The following is a 20,344-nucleotide window of genomic DNA, read 5'->3' as shown; positions in this document are numbered from 1 at the left end:
GGGCCCGGTGGCCGCTCCGGTCAGAACTTGTAGGCCACGCCCAGCAACGCCTCGAGCGTGAAGCGGGCGCGGCCCCGGTCATCGAAGCCCGCGTAGGAGCCGACGGACGGACCCATCCGCACGTTGAAGTTCACGGCGAGGTTGCGGTCGATGAAGTACTCGAGGCCGCCGCCCAGGAGGATGGGCACCACGGCGCCGCCCCCGGTGCCGAAGATGACGTAGAAGGGGATGTCCAGGCCCACGTTGAGCATGAGGGCGCTGCCCACGGGGATGCCCACGTTGATGCCGATGGGCAGCGACAGGCCCACGTCGGTGAAGCGGTTGTAGAAGTAGAAGAAGGGCCCGGGGGCGAAGGTCAGCCCGACGTTCACCCGCGACGACTGCAGCAGCATCAGCCGCATCCACGCCTGCAGCTTCAGCCCCGGCACCACGCTGGTGACGATGCCCTCGCGGCCGTAGTTGAAGGTGAGCTTGCCGCCGATGTCGAACCGCGACGTGGCCCCGTGCAGCAGGCCCAGCGACACACCCGGCCAGCCCACCTGGCCCACCAACGCGGTCCCCTGCCCCAGCGTCTGGCCCGACAGCACGGACCAGCCCTGGCCGCGGCCGTACGACACACCCTCCGGCTGCTGCGCCACGGCGGCGCTCGAGAGGAGGAGGACTCCCATCAACACCCAACTCGGAACACTGCGTTTCACGTACCCACCTCCGGTTGCCCTCGCTCACGCGCCAGCGCGATGAAGGCGTCGATGAGCTTCTGGAGCCGGGCCTCGGCCCGGGCCCGCGCGGCATCCATCGGCTCGCCGGCGGCCAGCGTCTCCTTCAGCTCGAAGTAGTATTTGATCTTGGGCTCCGTGCCGGACGGCCGCGCCGTCACCCGGCCTCCGCCCTCCAGCTCGTAGGCGAGGACATTGGAGGGCGGCAGCCGCTCCCCCTTCTTGTAGTCCAGCACGGTGCGCACCGGCAGCTCGCCCACGCGCGAGGGCTCCGAGCGGCGGAAGCCCTCCATGATGCGGCCAATCACCTGAGCGCCCTCGGCGCCCGGGAAGGTGAAGTTGCGCTGCGCGCTCACGTAGAGGCCGAAGCGGCGCTGGATTTCCTCCAGGTAGCCGAGCACCGTCTTGCCCCGGGACTCGCACCAGGCGGCCAGGTCCGCGAACACCAGGGCCGCGCCCACGCCGTCCTTGTCCCGCGTCACGCTGCCCACGCAGTAGCCGAGCGCCTCCTCGTAACCGAAGACGAACTGCGTGCCCTCCTGCCGCTCGCGCTCGACGGCGCGGTTGGCGATCCACTTGAAGCCGGTGAGCACCTCGTCATAGGCGACGCCCAGCTCGCGGGCGATGTCACCGAGCTGCGTCGAGGAGACAATGGTGGTGACGACGTGCGGCTTGGAGCGCCGCGTGGGCCCCTGCACCAGGACGTAGTGGCCCAGCAGCACGCCCACCTCGTTGCCGGTGAGCATGCGCAGCTTGCCGGAGGTGTCGCGCACCATCGCCGCCAGCCGGTCCGCGTCGGGGTCGTTGGCGAGCACCAGGTCCGCCTTCACGCGCTCGGCGGTGGCGAGCGACAGGTCCATGGCCCCGGGCTCCTCGGGGTTGGGGAAGCGCACGGTGGGGAAGGCGCCGTCCGGCTGGTGCTGCTCGGCCACGGGGTGGACGTTGCGGAAGCCCGCGCGCTCCAGGGCCCGCTCCATCCACACGCCGCCCACGCCGTGCATGGCGGTGTAGACGATGGAGAGCGACTCCGAGCCGCGCCCGTGCACGCGCAGCTTGAGGATGGCGTCCAGGTACGCGTCGCCGAGCGAGTCCGGCACGTCGCGCCACAGGCCGCGGGCATGCGCCTCGGTGGGGCTGAGCAGCTCCACCTGATTGGCGGGCTCCACCCGGGAGATGAAGTCGGCGATGCCCTTGTCATGGGGCGGGATGATCTGCGCGCCGTTGCCCCAATACACCTTGTAGCCGTTGTACTCGGGCGGGTTGTGGCTGGCCGTCACCATCACCCCCGCCGCGGCGTTGAGGTGCAGGGTGGCGAAGGCGGCGAGCGGCGTGGGCGCCAGCGAGGGGAACACATGCGCCGGAATGCCCTCGGCGGCGAGCACGCAGGCGGTATCCTCGGCGAGCTCGGCGCTCAGCCGCCGGCCATCGCGGCACACCACCACGCCCCGGGTGGTGACATCCGGGACGGTGGCCTTGAGGTAGCGCGCCAGTCCCGCGGTGGTCCGCCGCACCACGGCGCGGTTCATCCGGTTGGGCCCCGCGCCCAGCACGCCGCGCAGGCCGGCGGTGCCGAACTCCAGGTCCCCCGCGAAACGGTCCGCCAGGTCCGCGAGGTCTCCCCGCGCGAGCACGTCCCGCAGCTCCGCCACGGTGGCCGCGTCCGGGTCCGCCTGGAGCCACGCCTCCGCCTTCGCCTTCAATCCAGTCGCGTCCATGTGCTTCCCCTCCTTAAGGCCGGTGCCGCGGTACGGCCGCGTCCGCCTTCCCCGTCTGTTCAGCGATGATCAGACCCGAGCGAGGACTCAGGTGTAATCGGTGAGTTTGCGCCGGGTCGGCCCGCCCTTGGGGGCGTCCTTCTGACCCTGGCAGTTCACGCAGAAGCCCACGTAGGGCATGGCCTCGAGCCGGCCGGGTGGAATGTCGTCGCCGCACTCCTCGCACTCGCCGAAGGAGTCCGGGTCATCGCGCAGCTTGCCCAGCGCCTTCACCACGAGCTGGAGCACGCCGTCCAGGTTCCGGTTCCGCTTGGAGGCGATGGCCTGCATCATCTCGTTGAGCGGCTGCTCGTCCTCGTCGCCGCCCACGCGCGCCTCATCGGTGCGGTTGGGCTCGATCTTCGCGGGCGCCTTTTCCGTCAGCTCCGCGTGGAGCGCCAGCAACTTCTGCTTGTACTTCTCGCGCTGTGCCTCGGTCACGGGCCTCTCCCCAGCGGGTGGCTAGTACTTCGCGGAGGACCTCTGGCCGGTGACGATGGCCACCGACGCCGAGGCCCCCAGGCGGTTGGCTCCCGCCTGAATCATCTTCAGGGCGTCCTCGGCCGAGCGGATGCCACCCGAGGCCTTCACGCCCACGTCCTCGCCCACCACCCGGCGCATGAGCGAGATGTCCTCCACGGTGGCGCCGCCGGTGCTGAAGCCGGTGGACGTCTTCACGAACGCCGCCCCCGCCGCCTTGGACAACACACAGCCGGCGATCTTCTCGTCCTGGGTGAGCAGGCTCGTCTCGAGGATGACCTTCACCGGCCAGGGCCGGCTGGCCTCCACCACCTTCGCGATGTCCTCGAGCACCAGCGCGTAGTCGCGCGCCTTGAGGGCCCCGACGGGGATGACCATGTCGATTTCCCGGGCCCCGGCCTGGATGGCCTCGCGGGCCTCGAAGGCCTTGGCGCTGGTGAGGGCCGCGCCCAGCGGGAAGCCCACCACGGCGATGGGCACCGAGCGCGAGCCGGCCAGGATGCCCGCCACCGTGGCCACGTGGCTCGAGTTCACGCACACCGTGGCGAAGCCGTGCTCCACCGCCTCGCGGGCCACCCGGGCGACGTCCTCGCGCGTGGCCTCGGGCTTGAGCAGCGTGTGGTCGATGTAGGGCGCCAGGTCCGCGTTGTCGCGGATGGACTCGGGCGCGATGCTCGCGGTCCGCACGGGGCCCGGGGAGCCGGCGCTCGCGGGGGCCGCGGAAGGGGGGTTGCCCGCCCGGGAACCGAGCATGCTCTTGCGGACGTGGTCGGCGATTTCCTCGACGACACGCTGGATGTCTTGGGCCTCGGCCATATGGGGCGCGGTGTAGCCCAGTCCGGCCCGCTCGGGAAGCACCGAGACGGCCCCATGCCTGACACGCAATGGACCCCACTCCATGCAGTAGAGTCCCTCCGCTCATGGCTTTCGCGCGGCTTCTCCTCGTCCTCTTCGCCCTGCTCGCCGCCCTTCCGGGCCGGGCTGCCCCGCAGGCGCCCCCCCTCAAGCCCCTCACCGTCTACTTCTTCGACGTGGGCCAGGGGGACGCGGCGCTCATCGTCTCGCCCACCGGCAAGACGGTCCTCATCGACGGCGGCCCGCCCGAGGCCGACGAGGCCCTGGTGCCCCGCCTGCGTCAGCTCGTCCAGGGCCCCATCGACCTGGTCATCATGACCCACCCGCACCTGGACCACCTGGGCGGCCTCGTGAAGATCATCCAGGCGGTGGGAGCCCGGCGCTTCATGGATCCGGGCTTCAACCACCCGAGCGAGTCCTACCGCAAGCTGCTGGACGTGGTGGGCCAGAAGGTGGGCCAGGTGATGACGCCCACGCCCAACCCGGGCTCCCCGGAGACGCTCCTGACCGTGGGCCTGGGCGAGGGCGTGACGCTCACCATCCTCTGGCCGCGCACCCCGCGCGATGCGTTCCTCGATGACACGCGCTCGGACGTCAACGCCAACTCCATCGTGGCCAAGCTGACGTACGGCAAGACGTCGTTCCTCTTCACGGGCGACGCCGAGCCGGAGACCGAGGCGTTCCTGCTGACCAGGCCCATCGACTTCACCTCCACCGTGCTGAAGGTGGCGCACCATGGCGGCAAGCACTCGTCCACCGCGCCCTTCCTCGCGGCGGTGAAGCCCCAGGCGGCCGTCATCTCCTGCGGCTCGGGCAACGACTACGGACACCCCACCCCCGAGGCCCTCCAGCGGCTCGGCGACGTGGGCGCGCGCGTCTTCCGCACCGACCTCCAGGGCGAGGTGCTCGCGGTGAGCAATGGCACCACCGTCACCCTCACCCCCAAGAAGGGCCGGAGCGCTCCCGTCGTCGTCACCGGCCGGACGACCAGCCCCGTGGCCAAGGGGCCCATGCCCTCGGGGGCCTCGGGCGCCACCAGGGGCAAGGTCGTGCAGGCCAGCGGCAAGCTCCCGGCCGCGTCCGCCAGGGCCTCGGGGGCGCGCTACGTGGGCCTCAAGGGCAGCGAGGTGTTCCACAGCGAGGACTGCCGCGCGCTCGAGCGGGCGAAGACGCAGGAGCGTACGGTGTACAAGGACCGAGCCTCCGCCATGCGGGAGCGCCGCCCCGCCAAGGACTGCGACCCATGAGGAAGAAGAAGCAGCAGCCGCCGCGTCCCAGGACGATGGCCAGCCTGGACCGGTTCGAGGACGAGCTCGCCGTGCTCATCGTGGACGGCCGGGAGCAGACGCGCCGCCGCGAGGAGCTGCCGCCCGGGGTCCGCGAGGGCGACGTGCTGGACCTGGAGACGCTGACGGTGGACCCGGAGGCCACCGAGCGCCTGCGCGCCGAGGTCCGCCAGGCCCGCGAGCAGGCCATGAAGAACAAGGCACCCCCGCCCGGGGACTTCGACCTCTAATCCGGGCCCATGGGCTGACCCGTGGCCAATCTCCCCTCGCCCTCCGGGAGAGGGAGCATCACTCCTCAAGCTCCCGCCGGAGGACGGGCACGCGGCAGCAGCAGCACGAGCAACACCGCGCTCAACCCGGCGAGCGCCCCCGCGGTGACGAAGGCGGTGGTGCTGCCCAGGCTCGTCCACAGCGCGCCGAAGAGCAGCCCCGCGGCGAGTGACGCGCCCCCCGTCAGCCCGTTGTACAGCCCGAAGGCGCGCCCACGGGCCTCGGCCGGCACCAGCGAGGTGAGCAGCGACTTCTCCGCGCCCTCTGCCAGGGCGTGGTACAGCCCGTAGACACCGATGACGATCATCGTGAGCGTCACGCCCCGGGCCCACGCGAGCGCCAGGTAGCTCAGCGCGTACAGGGACCAGCCCGTCACCACGAGCCGCGAGGCCCCCAGCCGATCCGCGAGCCGGCCCGCCGGGAACGAGACGGCCGACTTCACCGCCTGCAGCAGCAGCCACGCCAGGGGCAGGAACTCGGGCTGGGCGCCCTCCTCGGTGAGCTTCAGCAGGAGGAAGGCGTCGGTGGAGTTGGCCACGCCGAAGAGGGTGATGGGCACCAGGTAGTACGCGAGGCGCCGGGGCACCGGGGCGAGCGCGCGGGTTACCCCCGGAGCGGAAGCCGGCTCCGGACGAACGGGCTCGCGCACGAGCAACAGGGCCACCACCGCGAGCAGGCCGGGCACCGCGGCGACGAAGAACACCTGCTCCACGCGCAGGCCCACGGCCACCAGCACCATCGCGGCGAGCGCGCCCACGGCGGCCCCCGCGTGGTCCATGCCCCGGTGGAAGCCGAAGGCCCGGCCGCGCGATTCCGCGGGAACGGAGTGGGCGATGAGCGCGTCACGCGGGCTGGAGCGCAAACCCTTGCCCACCCTGTCCAGCGCGCGGATGGCGACGGGATGCCAGGCCAGGGTGACGAAGGCCATCAGCGGGCGCATCAGGCTGGACAGGCCATAGCCCAACAACACCATCGGCTTGAGGCGGCGCGCCCGGTCGGCCCACACGCCGGACTGGTACTTGATGAGGGCGGAGACCGCGTCCGCCACGCCCTCCATGAGGCCCAGCAGCAGGGGCGCCGCCGGCAGCCTCGCGGCGAGGAAGGCCGGCAGCAGCGGGAAGATCATGTCGCTGCTGATGTCCGTCAGCAGGCTCACCACGCCGAGCACCACCACGGTGCGCGGCAGGCGGCCCGCTCCCTGCCGGGAAGCGGGGGCGTCCACGTCCACCCTCCTCGCTACATGGACTTGCTGAGGACGAGCGGAATCTCGACCTCGACGTCATCCCCCTCGAAGGCGGGGAACACCATGCGGCGGGCGCGCGCCTTGATGCAGTTGCCCATGGCCGAGCCGTTGATGTCCTCGCGGTCGAAGGACACCTTCTTCACCGTGCCGGAGCTGCCCACGGTGGCGGTGAGCAGCAGCTTGCCGTCGCGCAGCTTCGGGTTCTTGCGCAGGGCCTGGTCGATGCAGGACTTGAAGGCGGTCTGCGACTGCTTCACCACCTTGTCCAGCGCCTCGGGAGGCGGGCCGGACTGCTCGGCCGAGTCGGTGGGAGCCACCTCGGTGTTCTCGCGCACCTCGGGGCCCACGTCCGTCTTCTCGCCATCGGCGTAGAGGGCGGCCACGGCCTGCTGCTCCTCGGCGGAGGGCGGCTGGGCGGCGGGCTCCTGCGGCGCCGTCTCCGGCTTCGCGGCCCCTTCGGTGGGACGCGGCTTCGCCTCGGCCTTCGGCGCGGGCGCGGGGGCCGGCGCGGGCGGAGGCGGCTTCGTGCGGCCGAGCATCAGGTCCCTCAGCTCGCCAATGCCCTCGGGCGAGAAGACGGACACGGGCTCCTGCACCACCTGCCCCTTGGCATCCACGCGCGTGACCCGCAGCGGCACCACCTGCAGCTCGGTGAGCGCGTACAGCACGCCCACCGGCAGCCCCAGCAGCAGCACCACGAAGAGGGCGATCTTCCAGGGCGGGTTGCGCCGGTGCATCCCCGCCTTCTTCACGAAGTACTGGGTGTTCTCCGCCGGCGCGCGCTGCTTCTCCGGCTCCTTGCCCAGCGCGGCGAGGGGATCCTCCTGCTGGGAGGAGCCCGCGAGCATGTCCATGCCCAGCTCCCCCCCACCGTCCTGCTGCCCGGTTTGGGGAAGGTCCAGGTCGGAGAACAGCGCGCCCAGGGGGGCGCCGTCGATGTCGGAGTCGGAGCCGGCGGGCACGGCGGCGTCCTGCTCCGGCTCCCACGGGGTGGCGTCCTGCCGGGCGGCCGGGCGGCGCTGCGCCGGCCCGGTCTGCCAGGTCGTCTGCGAGGGCGCGGGCGGATCCGGCTGCCAGGAGGTGGCCGACTGCTCCGAGGGGTTCGTCTCGGGCTCCGGCGCCATCATCATGGGGGGCGGCGCGGTCCGCATGGGCGGCGGCGGGGGCGCCGGCGGCGGCTCCGCGGGCGCGAAGAACCCGGCCAGCTCGGGGATGTCCTGCCCCCGCTTCCAGTCCGGCATGCCCTGCTGCCAGAAGTAGCTGCGCGCGGTGACGGCCCCCGAGGCGACGAGCTCGACTCAGGGCGCCCTCGTCCAGCGGGCCCTCCTGCTTGCTCTTCACCATCACGAACCAGGGCGAGCGCGTGTCGCGCAGCGGCATGGTCCGCGTGGGCTCGTCCTCCCAGGACTGGGCCGCGGGTGCCGACTGGGTGACGGGGGAGCCCGTCTCCTCCTCGGCGAGCGAGCGATCCTGCTCGCGCAGGCGCTCCACGTCCGCCAGGGACACGACGCGCGTGCTCTCCTCGACCTCCTCGGGGGGACCTTCCACCGAGATGACGTTCTGGCAGTTCTTACAGCGGACCTTGACGGTCTTGCCGCGGACCTTGTCGTCCGCGATGGAGTACCGCCGCTGACACTTGTTGCAGGAGAAGTTCAAGGGGGCTGTCCGGCGCGCGCACACAAGGGCGAGCACATGCGATGCTAGCGCCTATGTCGTGGAGTGCAAACCATCGGGTTGACTCTGCCTGCCGGCCCAACTAAGAGCCGCCTCCCCCTACCCTCTTGACACATTGACACAGAAGGTGGCGCATGCCCGCGAAGGACCTCGGGAACAAGTACGTCTGCTTCAAATGCAGCACGAAGTTCTACGACATGAAGAAGCCGGACCCCCTGTGCCCGAAGTGCGGCGCTGATCAGCGGGAAAGTCCCGCCCTCAAGCCCGCCTCGGAGGGCCGGCGCGGCCGTCTTTCCTCCATCCCCAAGGTCATCGAGCCCATCGAGCCCGAGGAGCCAGCCGCGGAGAGCGAGGAAGAGGAGTTGGCCGAGTTCGAAGACGAAGACGCCGAGGCGGCCCCGGCCGACGAGGACGAGGAGATCTGAGCCCGGTACGAGGGGGGCTCCGCCACCCGGCGGTGCCCCCTTCGGCTTTTCAGGCTCCGCGCGCCTCGGCCGTCCTCCCCGAGGGGGTGGACAGCAGGTGGAGGGCGCGGCGCAGCTGCTCGTAGCGCACGGGGCCCAGGGCCTGTACGCCCACCGGCCGCCGCGGGGTCTGCCCCTTGTCCAGCGGGGTGCGGGCTGTTCCCGTCCTCGGGTTGGGTCGCTTCTTCGGCTGCATGGGTCGTCCCCCGGCTCGCATCGTCCAGACATGTAGCAGGTTTCCACCACGACGGAAACTTTTCGCCCGATTCTTCCTTCTCCGAGGGAGGCCGCCGGGCGGAGAGGCCTTCGGACGGCGGGCGTGCGGGCGGACGCCTGGCGCTTGGGGACGGCGAGCCTCCTTCACCGCCCGCCTGCTCGTGACACGAGGGATGACACTGGTGCAATTTGTGCGTTGGACCGTGCAGATCCTTGTTGGTAGAAGGACGCGGGCTCCGCGGTAGAGCCCTCCATGGAGGCAGCGATTTTGCGGGAGAAACTGAAGGCGCTGGCGGAGCTGCAGAAGGTGGACCTCGAGGTCGCCTCGCTCCAGAAGGCCGCGGACGTGCATCCCCGGCAGTTGGCGGAGCTGGAGCGCGAGCTGGGCGCCGCGCGCAGCGCCATCGAGGCGGAGCGCAACCGGGTGGCGGACATCGAGCGGCAGAAGACGACGCTCGAGCAGAACATCACGGACGAGAAGGACAAGGTGAAGAAGTGGGAGGCGCGGCTCGCCGAGCAGCGTTCCACCCGCGAATACTCTGCCCTCGCCCGGGAGATCGACATCGCCAAGAAGGCGAACCAGACGATGTCCGAGGAGCTGGTGGAGATCACCAAGACCCTCGGCGCGGCGCGCGAGGCGGTGAAGGCGAAGGAGGCGGAGTTCGCCACCCGCCAGGAGCAGCTCTCCAGCCGGATGGCCGAGCTGCGCGGCAAGCAGACGCAGGCCGAGGGCCAAGTGAAGACGCTCGAGGGCAAGCGCTCCTCGGTGGCTTCGGGCGTGGACGCCACGCTGCTGCGCCGCTACGAGACCATCCGCAAGAAGAAGCTGCCGGCGATGGTGGGCGTGGTGGCCGGCACGTGCCAGGGCTGCAACATGAACGTGCCCCCGCAGCTCTACAACAACCTGCGCGTGTCGCTGGGCACGGACATCTGCCCGTCCTGCAACCGCATCATCTACGCCGTCGAGGCGCTCGAGACGCCGGCGGCGAAGTAGTCCCCGCGCGATGGCCCCGCCGGACCTCGCCGACATCCTCCGTCACATCGGGCGCGAGGAGCCGCTCTCGGGGACGGTGCGGGCCTTTCCGGGGCTCACCCGCGAGGACTTGGGCCGCCTCCTGGAAGCCGCGGCCAGCCAGCTCGCGGCCCCATCGCCCGAGCCTCGTGCGGAGCCACGCCGCCCGGCGCGCACGCCCCCTCCCCTCCCCTCCGAGCCGAAAGGTACGGCCGAGGTTCCTTCGCGCCTGAAGCTCTTCTCGGATGGCGCCGCCCGGGGAAACCCCGGTCCCGCCGGCGCCGGCGCGGTGCTCATGGACACCGAGGGACGGGTGGTGGCCCGGCTCGGCAGGTTCCTGGGCGTCCAGACGAACAACTACGCCGAGTACATGGGCCTGCTGCTCGGCCTGAAGCATGCCCGGAGCCTGGGCGTGAAGGAGCTGGAGGTGCTCGCCGACAGCGAGCTGCTCATCCGCCAGCTCCAGGGGCGCTACCAGGTGAAGAGCCCCACGCTCCGCCCCCTCTATGAGGAGGCCACGGCCCTGCTCGAGCAGATTCCCCGGGTGAAGCTCACCCACGTGCCGCGCGAGAAGAACAAGGCGGCCGACGAGATGAGCAACCGGGCCATCGACGAGCGGATGTGAGCCGGAAGCGGCCTCCCGGAGTGACCTCGGGCCCTCCTCTGTTGTATGAGGCGTGTGCCGGAGTGGTCCGGGTGAACGCTGGTCACTGCAGGAATGGGTGACGGGAGGAAAGTCCGAGCTCCATAGGGCAGGGTGCTGGCTAACGGCCAGTCGAGGTAACTCGCAGGACAGTGCCACAGAAAATAAACCGCCGGTTCCGCGAGGGGCCGGTAAGGGTGAAACGGTGCGGTAAGAGCGCACCGCGCTCGGGGTGACTCGAGCGGCACGGAAAACCCCACCTGGAGCAAGAGCCAATAGGAGCGCGTCCTCGAAAGGGGACAAGGGTTGCCCGCCCCATGCGCTCGGGTTGCTCGCTGATGAGGCCCCTGGGCAACCAGGGCCCTAGATGAATGTTCACCGCCCATCCCGAAAGGGGTGGGAACAAGACTCGGCTTACAGGGCCACTCCGGTTTTTTTCCCTGTACCTACGGCTGTGCCACCGGCACCTGCGCGAGCAGGATGCGGCTGCGCCCGTCATTGCGCACGGCGTCCGGGTTCTTGAGCTGCAGGCGCGCGTCCGTCTTCGGGTCCCAGAAGCCCACCCAGAGGTTGAGGGCGCGGGCGGTGGAGCCGGGCGGAATCACGATGTTGAACTCGTCCTTCACCGTCTCGCCCGTCTTCCACTGGGTGGTGGGGTAGAGGCCTCCGGCCGGCTTGTGGTCCACGTTGAGGCGCTCCGCACGGCCCTCGGCGTCCTCCACGTGGACGAAGATGGTGTAGTCCTCCTCCAGCGGCTTGAGGACCTTGAAGTAGGCGGTGACGCGGGCGCCCTCGCCGCGAGCGAGGCGGCCGGGCTGCACGGTGGCGCCCACCAGCTCCACCTTGTCCTCGAAATTGGCGCCGCTGCGCACCGAGAGCGCCGGCACCTGGGTCACCACGGCCTGGCGCCGCTCGTTGGGACTGGCCCCCCCGGGAGCCTCGACGATGCAGGCGCTGAGGAGGGAGACGGAACCGAGGAGGGCGAGGAGCGTGGGCCGGTGCATGGCCCCCCGTTTCTACCGGCTTCCCGGCACGGCATCCACCGGCCCGTGGCCCTCCGGGGCCGGGGACGTGTTCTCCGTGTGGCGGGGAGCGCAGGATGGGTGGGACTCGCGCGGGCATCTTGAGGTATGCGGTGCGCGCCATGAAGACGCCCAACGCCCTCCCCTTCCTCCTCGCGCAGGCGCCGTCGCCGCAGCCCTCCCCGCTGCCCCAGGAGCCCCCGCGCACGCAGCCCGGGGTACCGGAGACGGGCACGCCCCCGCCGCCCGAGAGCGGCACCGTGGACACGGTGGTGGGCGTGGGCGTCACCGTGCTGCTCGTGGCCCTGATGGTGGCCGCGGCGCGCAAGCTCTTCTTCAAGAAGCGTCCCGAGGAGCCCGGCCGAGCCCCGGTGCCCCCCACGAAGCAGAAGCCCGAGCTGCCCGCGGAGCGTCCGGAGCTGCGCGTGGAGCTGCCGCCCAGCGAGGCGGAGCTCGCGAGACTGCGCGAGGCGGAGGAGATCCACGCCCGCGCCGAGTCGCTCGCCCGCCAGCGGGAGGAGGCCACCCGGGCCGCGAAGAGCACCACGGACGCCGCCGAGCGCGCCCGCCTGGAGGCCGAGGTCCGGGCTCTCAAGGAGCGCGAGGAAGAAGAGAAGCGCGCCGAGTACCGCGCGAAGAAGGCCGCCGAGGACGAGGCGAAGGAGCGGCGCAAGCGCGAGCGCGAGGAGGCGGAGCGCCTCGTGGCCGAGGAGAAGGCCCGGGAGGCGGCGGCGGCCGAGGAGGCCCGGCGTGCGGAGGAGGCGGCGGCGCGGGCCAAGATTGACGCCGAGGCGGGACGGACGCTGGCGCAGGGCCTGGACAAGACGCGCAGCCAGGGCTTCATGGCGCGGCTCAACGGCCTGTTCGGCTCCAACCGCAAGGTGGACGAGTCGGTGCTGGCGGAGATGGAGGAGATCCTCTTCACGGCGGACATCGGCGTGCGCACCGCGTCCAGCCTGGTGGAGGTGGCGCGCGAGAAGCTCAAGCGCAACGAGCTGAGCGACGCCAACCGCATCAAGGACCTCATCCGCGAGGAGGTGACGCGAATCGTCGACCTGCCGGTGCCGCGCACGCTGGAGGGAGGAGGCCCGCCGCACGTGGTGATGGTGGTGGGCGTCAACGGCGCGGGGAAGACGACGACGATCGGCAAGCTGGCGGCGAAGCTGACGGGCCAGGGCAAGAAGGTGATGCTGGCCGCGGGCGACACGTTCCGCGCGGCCGCCACCGAGCAGCTCGACGTGTGGGCGGACCGGGCCAAGGCGGAGCTGGTGAAGGGCGCCGAGGGCGCGGACCCCAGCTCGGTCATCTTCGAGGCCATCAAGAAGGCGAAGGACTCGGGCGCCGACGTGGTCATCGCCGACACGGCGGGCCGGCTCCACACGAAGGTGAACCTGATGGACGAGCTGAAGAAGGTGAAGCGCGTCATCGACAAGGCGCTTCCCGGGGCTCCCCACGAGGTGCTGCTGGTGCTGGACTCCACCAACGGGCAGAACGCCATCCAGCAGGCCAAGCAGTTCCACGAGGCCGTGGGTGTCACGGCCATCGCGCTGACGAAGCTGGACGGCACGGCCAAGGGCGGCGTCATCATCGGCATCGCCGACGAGCTGAAGCTGCCCGTGGTGTGGGTGGGCGTCGGCGAGAAGGTCGCCGACCTGCGCCGCTTCGAGCCCCGCGAGTTCGTCCAGGCGCTGTTCGACTAGCGCCTACTCCTCCTGCCCCTTCATCAGGCCCGGAAGCAGCTCCTCCATGAGCTTGAGCGTCTCCGGATCCAACGCCTCCCCATTCATCCCGGCGCCCAGCAGGGCGCCCATGTTGGGCTTGCCGAGGTCCTCGTCCCCATGGGCCTCCTGCCACCAGCGCACGCGCAACTGCTCGAGCGCCTGGGCCTTCGAGGGACTCGCCTTGGCGAGCTCGCGGGTGAAGCAGTCATCGCACGTCCACTTGAAGCGGTACGTGTCCACGTAGGAGCGCAGGGCCTTGAAGAAGGCCTCATCGCCGATGAGCTTGCGCGAGGCGTGGTGCAGCAGGGGCGCCTTGCCGTACACCAGCGCGCCGTACTGCATGGAGTCGTCGAACTCGGAGGTGGGCCGGTCCGCCGGGCCGTCCTTGCCGCCCGAGAGCCGGTACAGGTGGTAGGAGCCCACGAGCATCTCCTCCCGCAACCGCTCGGCCACCGCGCGCCCGTGCTTCCACTCCATGTAGAGCAGCGCCGCGTACTGGGCGAGCGTCTCGTCCACCACCGGCGCGTGGATGGGATCCGAGCCCACCAGCGCCGCGAAGTACTGGTGCGCCACCTCGTGGGCCACGGTGAACTCGAGCGTGCGCTCCAGCGACTGCCCGAGCTGCGCGAGCGGTGCCGCGTCCCCGCCCATGGCCTCGAGGAGCTGCTGCATCTGCCCCATGCCCGGCATGCCCTGGAGCGCGGTGCTCGGATCCGCCGCCCCGCGGTAGAGGGCCGTGCCCACGGTGACGAGGCCGGGGAACTCCATGCCACCGGCGCCTCCGGCCAGCGGGGCCTCCACCACCCGGAAGTATTTGAACGGCAGGGGCCCGAGGCGGCGCTCGAACTCGGTGAGCACGTCGCTGGCGTACTTCAGCACGCGCTTGCCCACCGCGGCGTCGCGGGCGGCGAAGTGGCTCTCCACGGTGACACCATTCACCGTCGTGGTGGCGCTCTGGTACCCGCGCGCGGCGAACACGGGGAAGTCGCGCACCGCGCCCGCGGCGAAGGTGTAGCGGATGCGGCCGTCCTTCTGGGGCAGCTCGCCCATGGGGGAGCCGGTGGCGAACACCTTCCAGCCCGAGGGGACGATGACGTTGGCGAGCACGTTGGAGGGCTCGTACAGCGCCAGGTCGCCCACGCCGGTGGGACCGGCCCAGGGGTTGCCGCTCGTGTCGAGGGGCGGCACCAGGGGCACCACGCCCACCAGGCTCATGAAGTCGTCCATGGCGGCGAAGGCGCCGTAATCCCCTCCCCCACCCGAGGAGCCGAGCGAGCCCAGCAGCGAGGTGGAACCGGGCTGCGCACGTGGCACCCGCGCCTCCAGGTCGAGCTGCACCTCCACCCAACTGCCCGGAGCGGCGGGGCTGGCCAGCGGCAGGCGGTAGAGGCCGTCCTCGGGGCGCTCCGGCTTCACGGGCTTCCCGTCCACCTTCACCTCGGAGAGCTCCACCCGTGGGTCGAAGGCATTGGGCGTGACGCGCAGGTGGACGGCATCCAGCGGGCGGCTGCGGACGAGCAGCTCCACCCGCAGGTGGCCCTTCACCTTGCGCGCCTTCGGGTCCAACTCGAGCTGGACCTGGTAGCGGGGCAGATTCTCCAGGGGCCCGAGCGCCTGCGCGGCGCGGGCCCGCTCCTCGGACTTGAGGTGCTGGAGGGAGAACTGCACCTCCGGCGGGACGAAGTTCCCGGCGGGAGCAACCCCGGGCACGAGCAGCAGTGCCAGCAGCGGCCAGCGACGCAGGTAGTCGAGCATGGGGAGGATGTTACACCTCCCCGCCCGGCTTCAGCGCCTCACGGGCAGCCGGAGCTGACCTCGAGTGCGTCATACGCCATCCAGCCGTTGCGCTTGGTGCCGGTGGTGTTGGCGATGACGTAGCCGTAGAGGAACTTCATGGTCCCCGACTGCACGCGGTAGCGGCCCGTGCTGTCCGCGACCCAGAGCGGGATGTTCGATGGACGGGGCGCCGCCGTCGGTCGGCACGTCCAGGCGCTGGAACTTGGTGCCCGCCGGCCAGTGGTCCACCGCCGGCCCCCCCAGGGCGAAGCCCGGCACGTTGAACGCGAGGTTCGCCGAGCGCTTGCCATTGGCGCGCACCAGCGGCAGGTAGTCGCCCGCGCGCTCGTGGGTCGCCGTGCTGTCGTACACCACCTTCTTGAACTCGAGGTTGGTGTCGTGCCAGTTGCGCACGGCGTAGCAGCCCAGCTTCGCCAGGCCCGCGCCCAGCGCCGACACGTGGCCCACCTTCTGCTCGAAGGACGTCCGCCCATAGATGGCCGACATCGGCAGCCACCCGGCGCTCGAGTTCGACGTCGACACCGCGAAGGCATGGGGCTCGCCCGCGAAGGAGCGCGTCTGGCCGTAGTTGAACTGGGCGCTCGTCCGGGTGTTGGTCCCCTGGATGTTGCCGTGGCCATCGCGGATGGCGATGCCCGTCATGATGCCCCAGTTGTCGTTGGCCGGATCGTTCGTCTCCACCCGGTTGCCGCCCGACTCCCGCAGCTTGCAGTTGTACGGGCTCGCGATGCAGTACGTGCCGTTCACGCCCGAGTAGGCCGCCTGCTCGCGCGTCCCAACCGCCTCGCCCGCGGACCCGCGCTCCTCGAGCGGTGCCTCGCCTCCACATGCGGACGACACCAGGACAATTGCGCAAACTCTGAAAAGTCCGTTTCGCATGCCCTCATGGAACAATGAGGAAGTGTTGATTGTCAAGAATCCACGGGTCCACGCCTGTCGCCAGGAGACAGGGGGGAGCCACCGCCTGCCCGGGGTGCGTGCTACACACGGCCGCCATGTCCACCGAGCGTTCCAAGTACGACCCCTCGGCCATCGAGCCCAAGTGGCAGAGCCGTTGGGAGCAGGAGAAGACCTTCGAGGCCCGGCGCCATCCAGGCCGTCCCAAGGCGTACATCCTCGACATGTTCCCCTACCCGTCCGGCTCCGGGCTCCACGTGGGCCACCCGGAGGGTTACACGGCCACGGACATCGTGGCGCGCTACCAGCGCATGCGCGGCGTGGACGTGCTCCACCCCATGGGCTGGGACTCGTTCGGACTTCCCGCCGAGCAGCACGCCATCGAGACGGGCACCCACCCCGCCCAGACGACGGCGAAGAACATCGCCACCTTCAAGCGGCAGCTCAAGTCGCTCGGCTTCTCGTATGACTGGTCGCGCGAGCTGGCGACGACGGACGAGGCCTACGTCCGCTGGACGCAGTGGATCTTCCTCAAGCTCTTCCAGCGCGGGCTGGCCTACCAGGCCGAGCTGCCGGTGAACTGGTGCCCGGCGCTGGGCACCGTGCTGGCCAACGAGGAGGTCATCGACGGCAAGAGCGAGCGCGGCGGCCACCCGGTGGTCCGCCTGCCCCTGCGCCAGTGGACGCTGCGCATCACCGCCTACGCGGACCGGCTGGTGCAGGAGCCTCGAGGGGCTCGACTGGCCGGAGACGAAGGAGAAGCAGGTCCACTGGATCGGCCGCAGCGAGGGCGCCGAGGTGGACTTCGCCCTGGAGGGCCGGAGCGAGAAGCTGCGCATCTTCACCACGCGCCCGGACACCCTCTTCGGCGCCACGTACATGGTCATCGCCCCCGAGCACCCGCTGCTCGAGCCGCTCACCACCCCGGACCGGCGGCAGAAGGTGCTCGCCTACCGGGACTCGGTGGTGAGCAAGAGCGACATGGACCGCACGGCGCTCACCAAGACGAAGACCGGCGAGTTCACCGGCGCCTACGCGCTGCACCCCATTACGGGTGCGCGGCTACCCATCTGGGTGGCGGACTTCGTGCTGGGCTCCTACGGCACGGGCGCCATCATGAGCGTGCCGGCGCACGACGAGCGCGACTTCGAGTTCGCCCGGGCCTTCGGGCTGCCGGTGGTGGAAGTGGTTTCGCCGGACGGCCAGCTCCACGACACCGCCGCCTGGACCGAGGCCTTCACCGCGGAAGGTGTGGCGGTGCGCTCGGGGTTCCTCGACGGCCAGCGCACGCCCGAGGCGAAGGCGGCGATGATTTCCCACCTGGAGCAGAAGGGGCTGGGGACGCGCCGGGTGCAGTACCGCCTGCGAGACTGGGTCTTCTCCCGCCAGCGCTACTGGGGCGAGCCCATTCCCGTCTACTTCCCCGTGGATCTGCCGCCCGGCTCCACGGATCCGCGCAAGCATCCGCACACGGTGCGCTACGGCGAGCCCATCGCCGTGGCCGAGAGCGAGCTGCCCGTGCGCCTGCCCGAGCTGGAGGACTTCAAGCCCTCGGATGATCCGGCGGGCCCGCTGTCGCGCGCGCTCGACTGGCGCTTCTTCCAGAAGGACGGCCAGTGGTACGCGCGCGAGACGAACACCATGCCCCAGTGGGCGGGCTCGTGCTGGTACTACCTGCGCTTCATCGATCCGCACAACACGCAGGAGGCCTTCTCCAAGGAGGCCTATGACGCGTGGATGCCGGTGGACCTGTACGTCGGCGGCTCCGAGCACGCCGTGCTGCACCTGCTCTACGCGCGCTTCTGGCACAAGGTGCTCTTCGACTGCGGCGTCGTCTCGCACCCCGAGCCGTTCGGCAAGCTCGTGCACCAGGGCATGATTCTCGGGGAGAACAACGAGAAGATGTCCAAGTCGCGCGGCAACGTCGTCAACCCGGACGAGGTCGTCCAGAAGCACGGCGCGGACTCGCTGCGGGTGTACGAGATGTTCATGGGCCCGCTCGAGGCGGTGAAGCCCTGGCAGACCCAGGGCGTCACCGGCGTGCGGCGCTTCCTGGAGCGCGCCTGGAACACGCTGGCCTTCGTGAAGGAGGAGCCGGGAGCCGCGGAGGCCACGCTGGACGAGGAGTCGCTGCGGCTGCTGCACAAGACGGTGAAGAAGGTGGGCGAGGACATCGAGGCGCTGCGGCTCAACACCGCGGTGAGCGCGCTGATGATCCTCACCAACCGGCTGGCGGACATTCCCCACGTACCGCTCGAGGCGGCGAAGACGTTCGCGCTGCTGCTGTCGCCCTTCGCGCCGCACCTGGCCGAGGAGCTGTGGGAGCGGCTGGGCGGGACGAAGAGCCTGGCCTACGAGCCGTGGCCCTCCTACGACGTGGCCCTCACGGTGGACGACGTCGTGGAGATGGGCGTGCAGGTGAACGGCAAGCTGCGCAGCAAGGTGAAGCTGCGGCGGGACGCCACCGAAGCGGACGTGCGCGCCGCCATCGCCAGCGACCCGAACGTGCTGGCCCACACCCAGGGCAAGACGGAGAAGAAGTTCGTCTACGTGCCCGGCCGCATCATCAACCTCGTGGTGGGCTGAGCGAGGGCTGGGGTGGGGGCTGCGTGCCCCCGCCTCAGAACTGCAACAACCCGCCACCGGCCGGGCGGTTGATGACGCCGTCGCAGATGCCACCGCAGACCTTGTCCGGATCCAGCGGCTGCTGCTGCGTGGCCATCACCGTGCCGACGGCGGCGGCGGTGACCACGGCGCCCACGCCCGCCCAGAAGTACCAGCGGCTGGTGAGCGGCCGCGACGAGACCTCGGCCACGGGCTGCTGGGTGAGCGGCGAGGGCTCGGAGACGGCGGACGGCGTGAGGACCGGATTCCGCGGCTTGTCGGTCTGCGCGATGGCCTCGGGACGCAGGTTGACGTCGACGGTGTACTCCTTGCCGGCGCGCACGGCGATGCGCTGCGACTCGGGACGGAAGCCCTCGCGCTGGACGACGATCTCGTAGGAGCCCGCCGGGAGCATGAGGTTGTCGAGCGGGGCCACGCCCTTGTCATCCCCATTGATGAGGACGCGCGCGCCCGCTACGTCGGCCTTCACCGAGACGAAGCCCGCCGTGGGCTCGAGCAGCACACCCACCTCGGTGAGCTCGCCCTCCTTGGCGGTGATGCGCCGGGAGTAGTCGCGGTGGCCGGGCTTGCGCACGGCGATGACGTGGTCGCCGGGGTCCACCTCGATGGGGCCCTTGGGCATCGCGCCCAGCTCCTGCTCATTGAGGAAGAAGCGCGCGCCCCGGGAGGAGCCATTGAGCTTCACCAGCAGCTCGGTCTTCTTGACGAGGGGCGCGAGGAGGAGATCGTCCCCCCCGGCCTGCGCCTGATCCTCGGGCTCCGGAGCCGGGGCCTTGGCGCCCTTGCCCTTCTTGGCGCCCTTGCCTCCCTTGGCGGCCTTCGGGGCCTTCTTGGGGGCCTTGGGCGTGCGGCGCTGGGTCGTCTTCCCCTTGCCCTTCTTCCCGGACGAGGACGGAGCCAGGGGCGCGAGGAGATCATCCATCCCCTGCGCGAAGGAGGAAGGCGCGGCGAGACAGAGGACCAACGCGATCAGGAAGGCGCGGCGCAGGAGCATGGCGGGGACAAAGGTTAGAGAGTCGTGAGAGAGGGGTCAAACAGGAGTCCACCCCGGAGGCCGGTTGGGGGAAGATCCGCCCCCATGTCCCGAAAGATTCCCTGGATTGCAGCGGGTGGCCTCGCCGCCACCCTCATGGCCTGTCCGGCCCGGACCCCCTCCTCGCCTCCGGCGCCCGCGCCGATCCGCGTGCCCCCCGGGTGCGAGAAGAACCAGGCAGGCGAGTACCACCACACGGACAACCCCGCGTTCCGCTACCTCGGCGAGGATGACGGGGGCACCCTGACGCTGATGCTGGCGCGCACCCGGGAGGGGGCGGAGGCCCAGACGGATGGGGGCACGACGGTGAGCATCGTGCTCAACCGCACGCCGGACGGCTTCGCGGGAGAGACGCGCTCCACGACCTTCACCACCGGAGGCCTGGCGTGCCCGGTGCGCTTCCCGACGCAGGCGATGGTGTGTGACGACAAGGGCCTGACGCTGCGCACCATCGCGTCCACGGCCATCGACGAGGACTGCCGCCCGGCCCCCAGCGGTCCGAAGCCGGTGTGGAAGGAGCAGCGGCTGCTGAGGGGCGCGCCCGACGCGGGAGTCCCGGACGCGGGAACCGCCCCCGCGCCCACCACGGCCGGAGACGCTGGAACCCCTCCGCGCTGAGACCCCGGGTGAAACTCC

The 20,344-nt window shown here is 70.7% G+C and carries 20 protein-coding genes, 1 other RNA gene and 2 pseudogenes; 11 read left to right on the top strand and 12 right to left on the bottom strand.

What is annotated here, in order from left to right:
- Window positions 1-20: 20 nt before the first annotated feature.
- From ACN28I_RS41485 to deoC, 4 genes are all read right to left on the bottom strand, one after another.
- The gene (locus tag ACN28I_RS41485; RefSeq protein ID WP_420947406.1) at window positions 21-698 is read right to left on the bottom strand and encodes a hypothetical protein; all 678 of its coding nucleotides are present in this window, start codon (window positions 696-698) and stop codon (window positions 21-23) included.
- Window positions 695-2,431 (bottom strand): phospho-sugar mutase, encoded by a 1,737-nt coding sequence (locus ACN28I_RS41480; RefSeq protein ID WP_420947405.1) that lies wholly within the window; start codon window positions 2,429-2,431, stop codon window positions 695-697. The genes ACN28I_RS41485 and ACN28I_RS41480 overlap by 4 nt, the downstream gene beginning before the upstream one ends.
- 87 nt (window positions 2,432-2,518) lie before the next feature.
- Window positions 2,519-2,911 (bottom strand): TraR/DksA family transcriptional regulator, encoded by a 393-nt coding sequence (locus tag ACN28I_RS41475; RefSeq protein WP_420947404.1) that lies wholly within the window; start codon window positions 2,909-2,911, stop codon window positions 2,519-2,521.
- Between the two features lie 21 nt (window positions 2,912-2,932).
- Window positions 2,933-3,766 carry a deoxyribose-phosphate aldolase gene (gene deoC, locus ACN28I_RS41470; RefSeq protein ID WP_420948819.1) on the bottom strand — a complete coding sequence of 278 codons (834 nt, stop codon included), beginning with the start codon at window positions 3,764-3,766 and terminating at the stop codon, window positions 2,933-2,935.
- Between the two features lie 104 nt (window positions 3,767-3,870).
- Here deoC and ACN28I_RS41465 point away from each other — a divergent pair, with 104 nt between their 5' ends.
- The gene (locus ACN28I_RS41465; RefSeq protein ID WP_420947403.1) at window positions 3,871-5,052 is read left to right on the top strand and encodes a ComEC/Rec2 family competence protein; all 1,182 of its coding nucleotides are present in this window, start codon (window positions 3,871-3,873) and stop codon (window positions 5,050-5,052) included.
- Entirely contained in the window at window positions 5,049-5,321 is a 273-nt protein-coding gene (locus ACN28I_RS41460; RefSeq protein WP_420947402.1) for a DUF3006 domain-containing protein, read from the top strand. Before ACN28I_RS41465 ends, ACN28I_RS41460 begins: the two co-directional genes overlap by 4 nt.
- A 65-nt stretch (window positions 5,322-5,386) precedes the next feature.
- On the opposite strand, the gene ACN28I_RS41455 is transcribed toward ACN28I_RS41460, so the two are convergent.
- Both ACN28I_RS41455 and ACN28I_RS41450 read right to left on the bottom strand, forming a co-directional pair.
- The gene (locus ACN28I_RS41455; RefSeq protein WP_420947401.1) at window positions 5,387-6,583 is read right to left on the bottom strand and encodes an MFS transporter; all 1,197 of its coding nucleotides are present in this window, start codon (window positions 6,581-6,583) and stop codon (window positions 5,387-5,389) included.
- 14 nt (window positions 6,584-6,597) lie between these two features.
- The gene (locus tag ACN28I_RS41450; protein ID WP_420947400.1) at window positions 6,598-7,845 is read right to left on the bottom strand and encodes an AgmX/PglI C-terminal domain-containing protein; all 1,248 of its coding nucleotides are present in this window, start codon (window positions 7,843-7,845) and stop codon (window positions 6,598-6,600) included.
- 89 nt (window positions 7,846-7,934) lie between these two features.
- Between ACN28I_RS41450 and ACN28I_RS41445 the strand changes: the two genes are divergently transcribed.
- The gene (locus tag ACN28I_RS41445) at window positions 7,935-8,237 is read left to right on the top strand and encodes a hypothetical protein (protein WP_420947399.1); all 303 of its coding nucleotides are present in this window, start codon (window positions 7,935-7,937) and stop codon (window positions 8,235-8,237) included.
- Here ACN28I_RS41445 and ACN28I_RS41440 read toward each other — a convergent pair.
- A pseudogene (locus tag ACN28I_RS41440) lies at window positions 8,201-8,284 on the bottom strand (hypothetical protein); the annotation flags it as partial. The gene ACN28I_RS41445 and the pseudogene ACN28I_RS41440 sit on opposite strands and share 37 nt — an antisense overlap.
- A 128-nt stretch (window positions 8,285-8,412) precedes the next feature.
- Between ACN28I_RS41440 and ACN28I_RS41435 the strand changes: the two are divergent.
- Window positions 8,413-8,703: an FYDLN acid domain-containing protein gene (locus ACN28I_RS41435; RefSeq protein WP_047859830.1), complete on the top strand. Its 291-nt coding sequence runs from the start codon at window positions 8,413-8,415 to the stop codon at window positions 8,701-8,703.
- A 49-nt stretch (window positions 8,704-8,752) separates the two neighbouring features.
- Here the strand turns inward: ACN28I_RS41435 and ACN28I_RS41430 are convergent, their stop codons facing one another.
- Window positions 8,753-8,938, bottom strand: a complete 186-nt coding sequence (locus ACN28I_RS41430; RefSeq protein ID WP_420947398.1) for a hypothetical protein — start codon at window positions 8,936-8,938, stop codon at window positions 8,753-8,755.
- A gap of 288 nt (window positions 8,939-9,226) precedes the next feature.
- Here ACN28I_RS41430 and ACN28I_RS41425 point away from each other — a divergent pair, with 288 nt between their 5' ends.
- The 3 genes from ACN28I_RS41425 to rnpB all read left to right on the top strand — a co-directional run bounded on the left by ACN28I_RS41425 (window position 9,227) and on the right by rnpB (window position 11,046).
- Complete coding sequence (locus ACN28I_RS41425; protein WP_420948818.1) at window positions 9,227-9,952, top strand: zinc ribbon domain-containing protein; 726 nt, start codon at window positions 9,227-9,229, stop codon at window positions 9,950-9,952.
- Window positions 9,953-9,962: 10 nt separating this feature from the next.
- On the top strand, window positions 9,963-10,595 hold the full coding sequence (locus tag ACN28I_RS41420; RefSeq protein WP_420947397.1) for a ribonuclease HI family protein: 633 nt from the start codon (window positions 9,963-9,965) through the stop codon (window positions 10,593-10,595).
- A gap of 59 nt (window positions 10,596-10,654) precedes the next feature.
- Window positions 10,655-11,046: RNase P RNA component class A (gene rnpB, locus ACN28I_RS41415), an RNA gene on the top strand.
- Between the two features lie 13 nt (window positions 11,047-11,059).
- Here rnpB and ACN28I_RS41410 read toward each other — a convergent pair.
- Window positions 11,060-11,617, bottom strand: a complete 558-nt coding sequence (locus tag ACN28I_RS41410) for a hypothetical protein (RefSeq protein WP_420947396.1) — start codon at window positions 11,615-11,617, stop codon at window positions 11,060-11,062.
- Window positions 11,618-11,757: 140 nt separating this feature from the next.
- Here ACN28I_RS41410 and ftsY point away from each other — a divergent pair, with 140 nt between their 5' ends.
- Window positions 11,758-13,335, top strand: coding sequence for a signal recognition particle-docking protein FtsY (ftsY, locus tag ACN28I_RS41405; RefSeq protein ID WP_420947395.1), 1,578 nt, complete (start codon window positions 11,758-11,760; stop codon window positions 13,333-13,335).
- Window positions 13,336-13,338: 3 nt separating this feature from the next.
- On the opposite strand, the gene ACN28I_RS41400 is transcribed toward ftsY, so the two are convergent.
- Window positions 13,339-15,111, bottom strand: a complete 1,773-nt coding sequence (locus ACN28I_RS41400) for a M1 family aminopeptidase (RefSeq protein ID WP_420947394.1) — start codon at window positions 15,109-15,111, stop codon at window positions 13,339-13,341.
- A gap of 69 nt (window positions 15,112-15,180) precedes the next feature.
- A complete protein-coding gene (locus tag ACN28I_RS41395) occupies window positions 15,181-15,993 on the bottom strand; it encodes a hypothetical protein (RefSeq protein WP_420947393.1) in 813 nt (270 codons plus the stop codon).
- A gap of 155 nt (window positions 15,994-16,148) precedes the next feature.
- On the opposite strand from ACN28I_RS41395, the pseudogene ACN28I_RS41390 reads away from it, so the two are divergent.
- Both ACN28I_RS41390 and leuS read left to right on the top strand, forming a co-directional pair.
- Window positions 16,149-16,718 (top strand): annotated as a pseudogene (locus ACN28I_RS41390) (class I tRNA ligase family protein); the annotation flags it as partial.
- 106 nt (window positions 16,719-16,824) lie between these two features.
- The gene (leuS, locus tag ACN28I_RS41385) at window positions 16,825-18,636 is read left to right on the top strand and encodes a leucine--tRNA ligase (RefSeq protein ID WP_420948817.1); all 1,812 of its coding nucleotides are present in this window, start codon (window positions 16,825-16,827) and stop codon (window positions 18,634-18,636) included.
- A gap of 34 nt (window positions 18,637-18,670) precedes the next feature.
- Here leuS and ACN28I_RS41380 read toward each other — a convergent pair whose 3' ends face one another.
- A complete protein-coding gene (locus ACN28I_RS41380) occupies window positions 18,671-19,669 on the bottom strand; it encodes a PEGA domain-containing protein (protein ID WP_420947392.1) in 999 nt (332 codons plus the stop codon).
- 84 nt (window positions 19,670-19,753) lie between these two features.
- On the opposite strand from ACN28I_RS41380, the gene ACN28I_RS41375 reads away from it, so the two are divergent.
- Window positions 19,754-20,326 carry a hypothetical protein gene (locus ACN28I_RS41375; protein WP_420947391.1) on the top strand — a complete coding sequence of 191 codons (573 nt, stop codon included), beginning with the start codon at window positions 19,754-19,756 and terminating at the stop codon, window positions 20,324-20,326.
- The last annotated feature ends 18 nt before the right edge of the window (window positions 20,327-20,344 follow it).

The sequence above is a fragment of the Archangium gephyra genome (assembly GCF_049060025.1).
Lineage (GTDB): Bacteria > Myxococcota > Myxococcia > Myxococcales > Myxococcaceae > Archangium > Archangium gephyra_A.
This window is presented reverse-complemented; position numbering and strand designations above follow the sequence as displayed.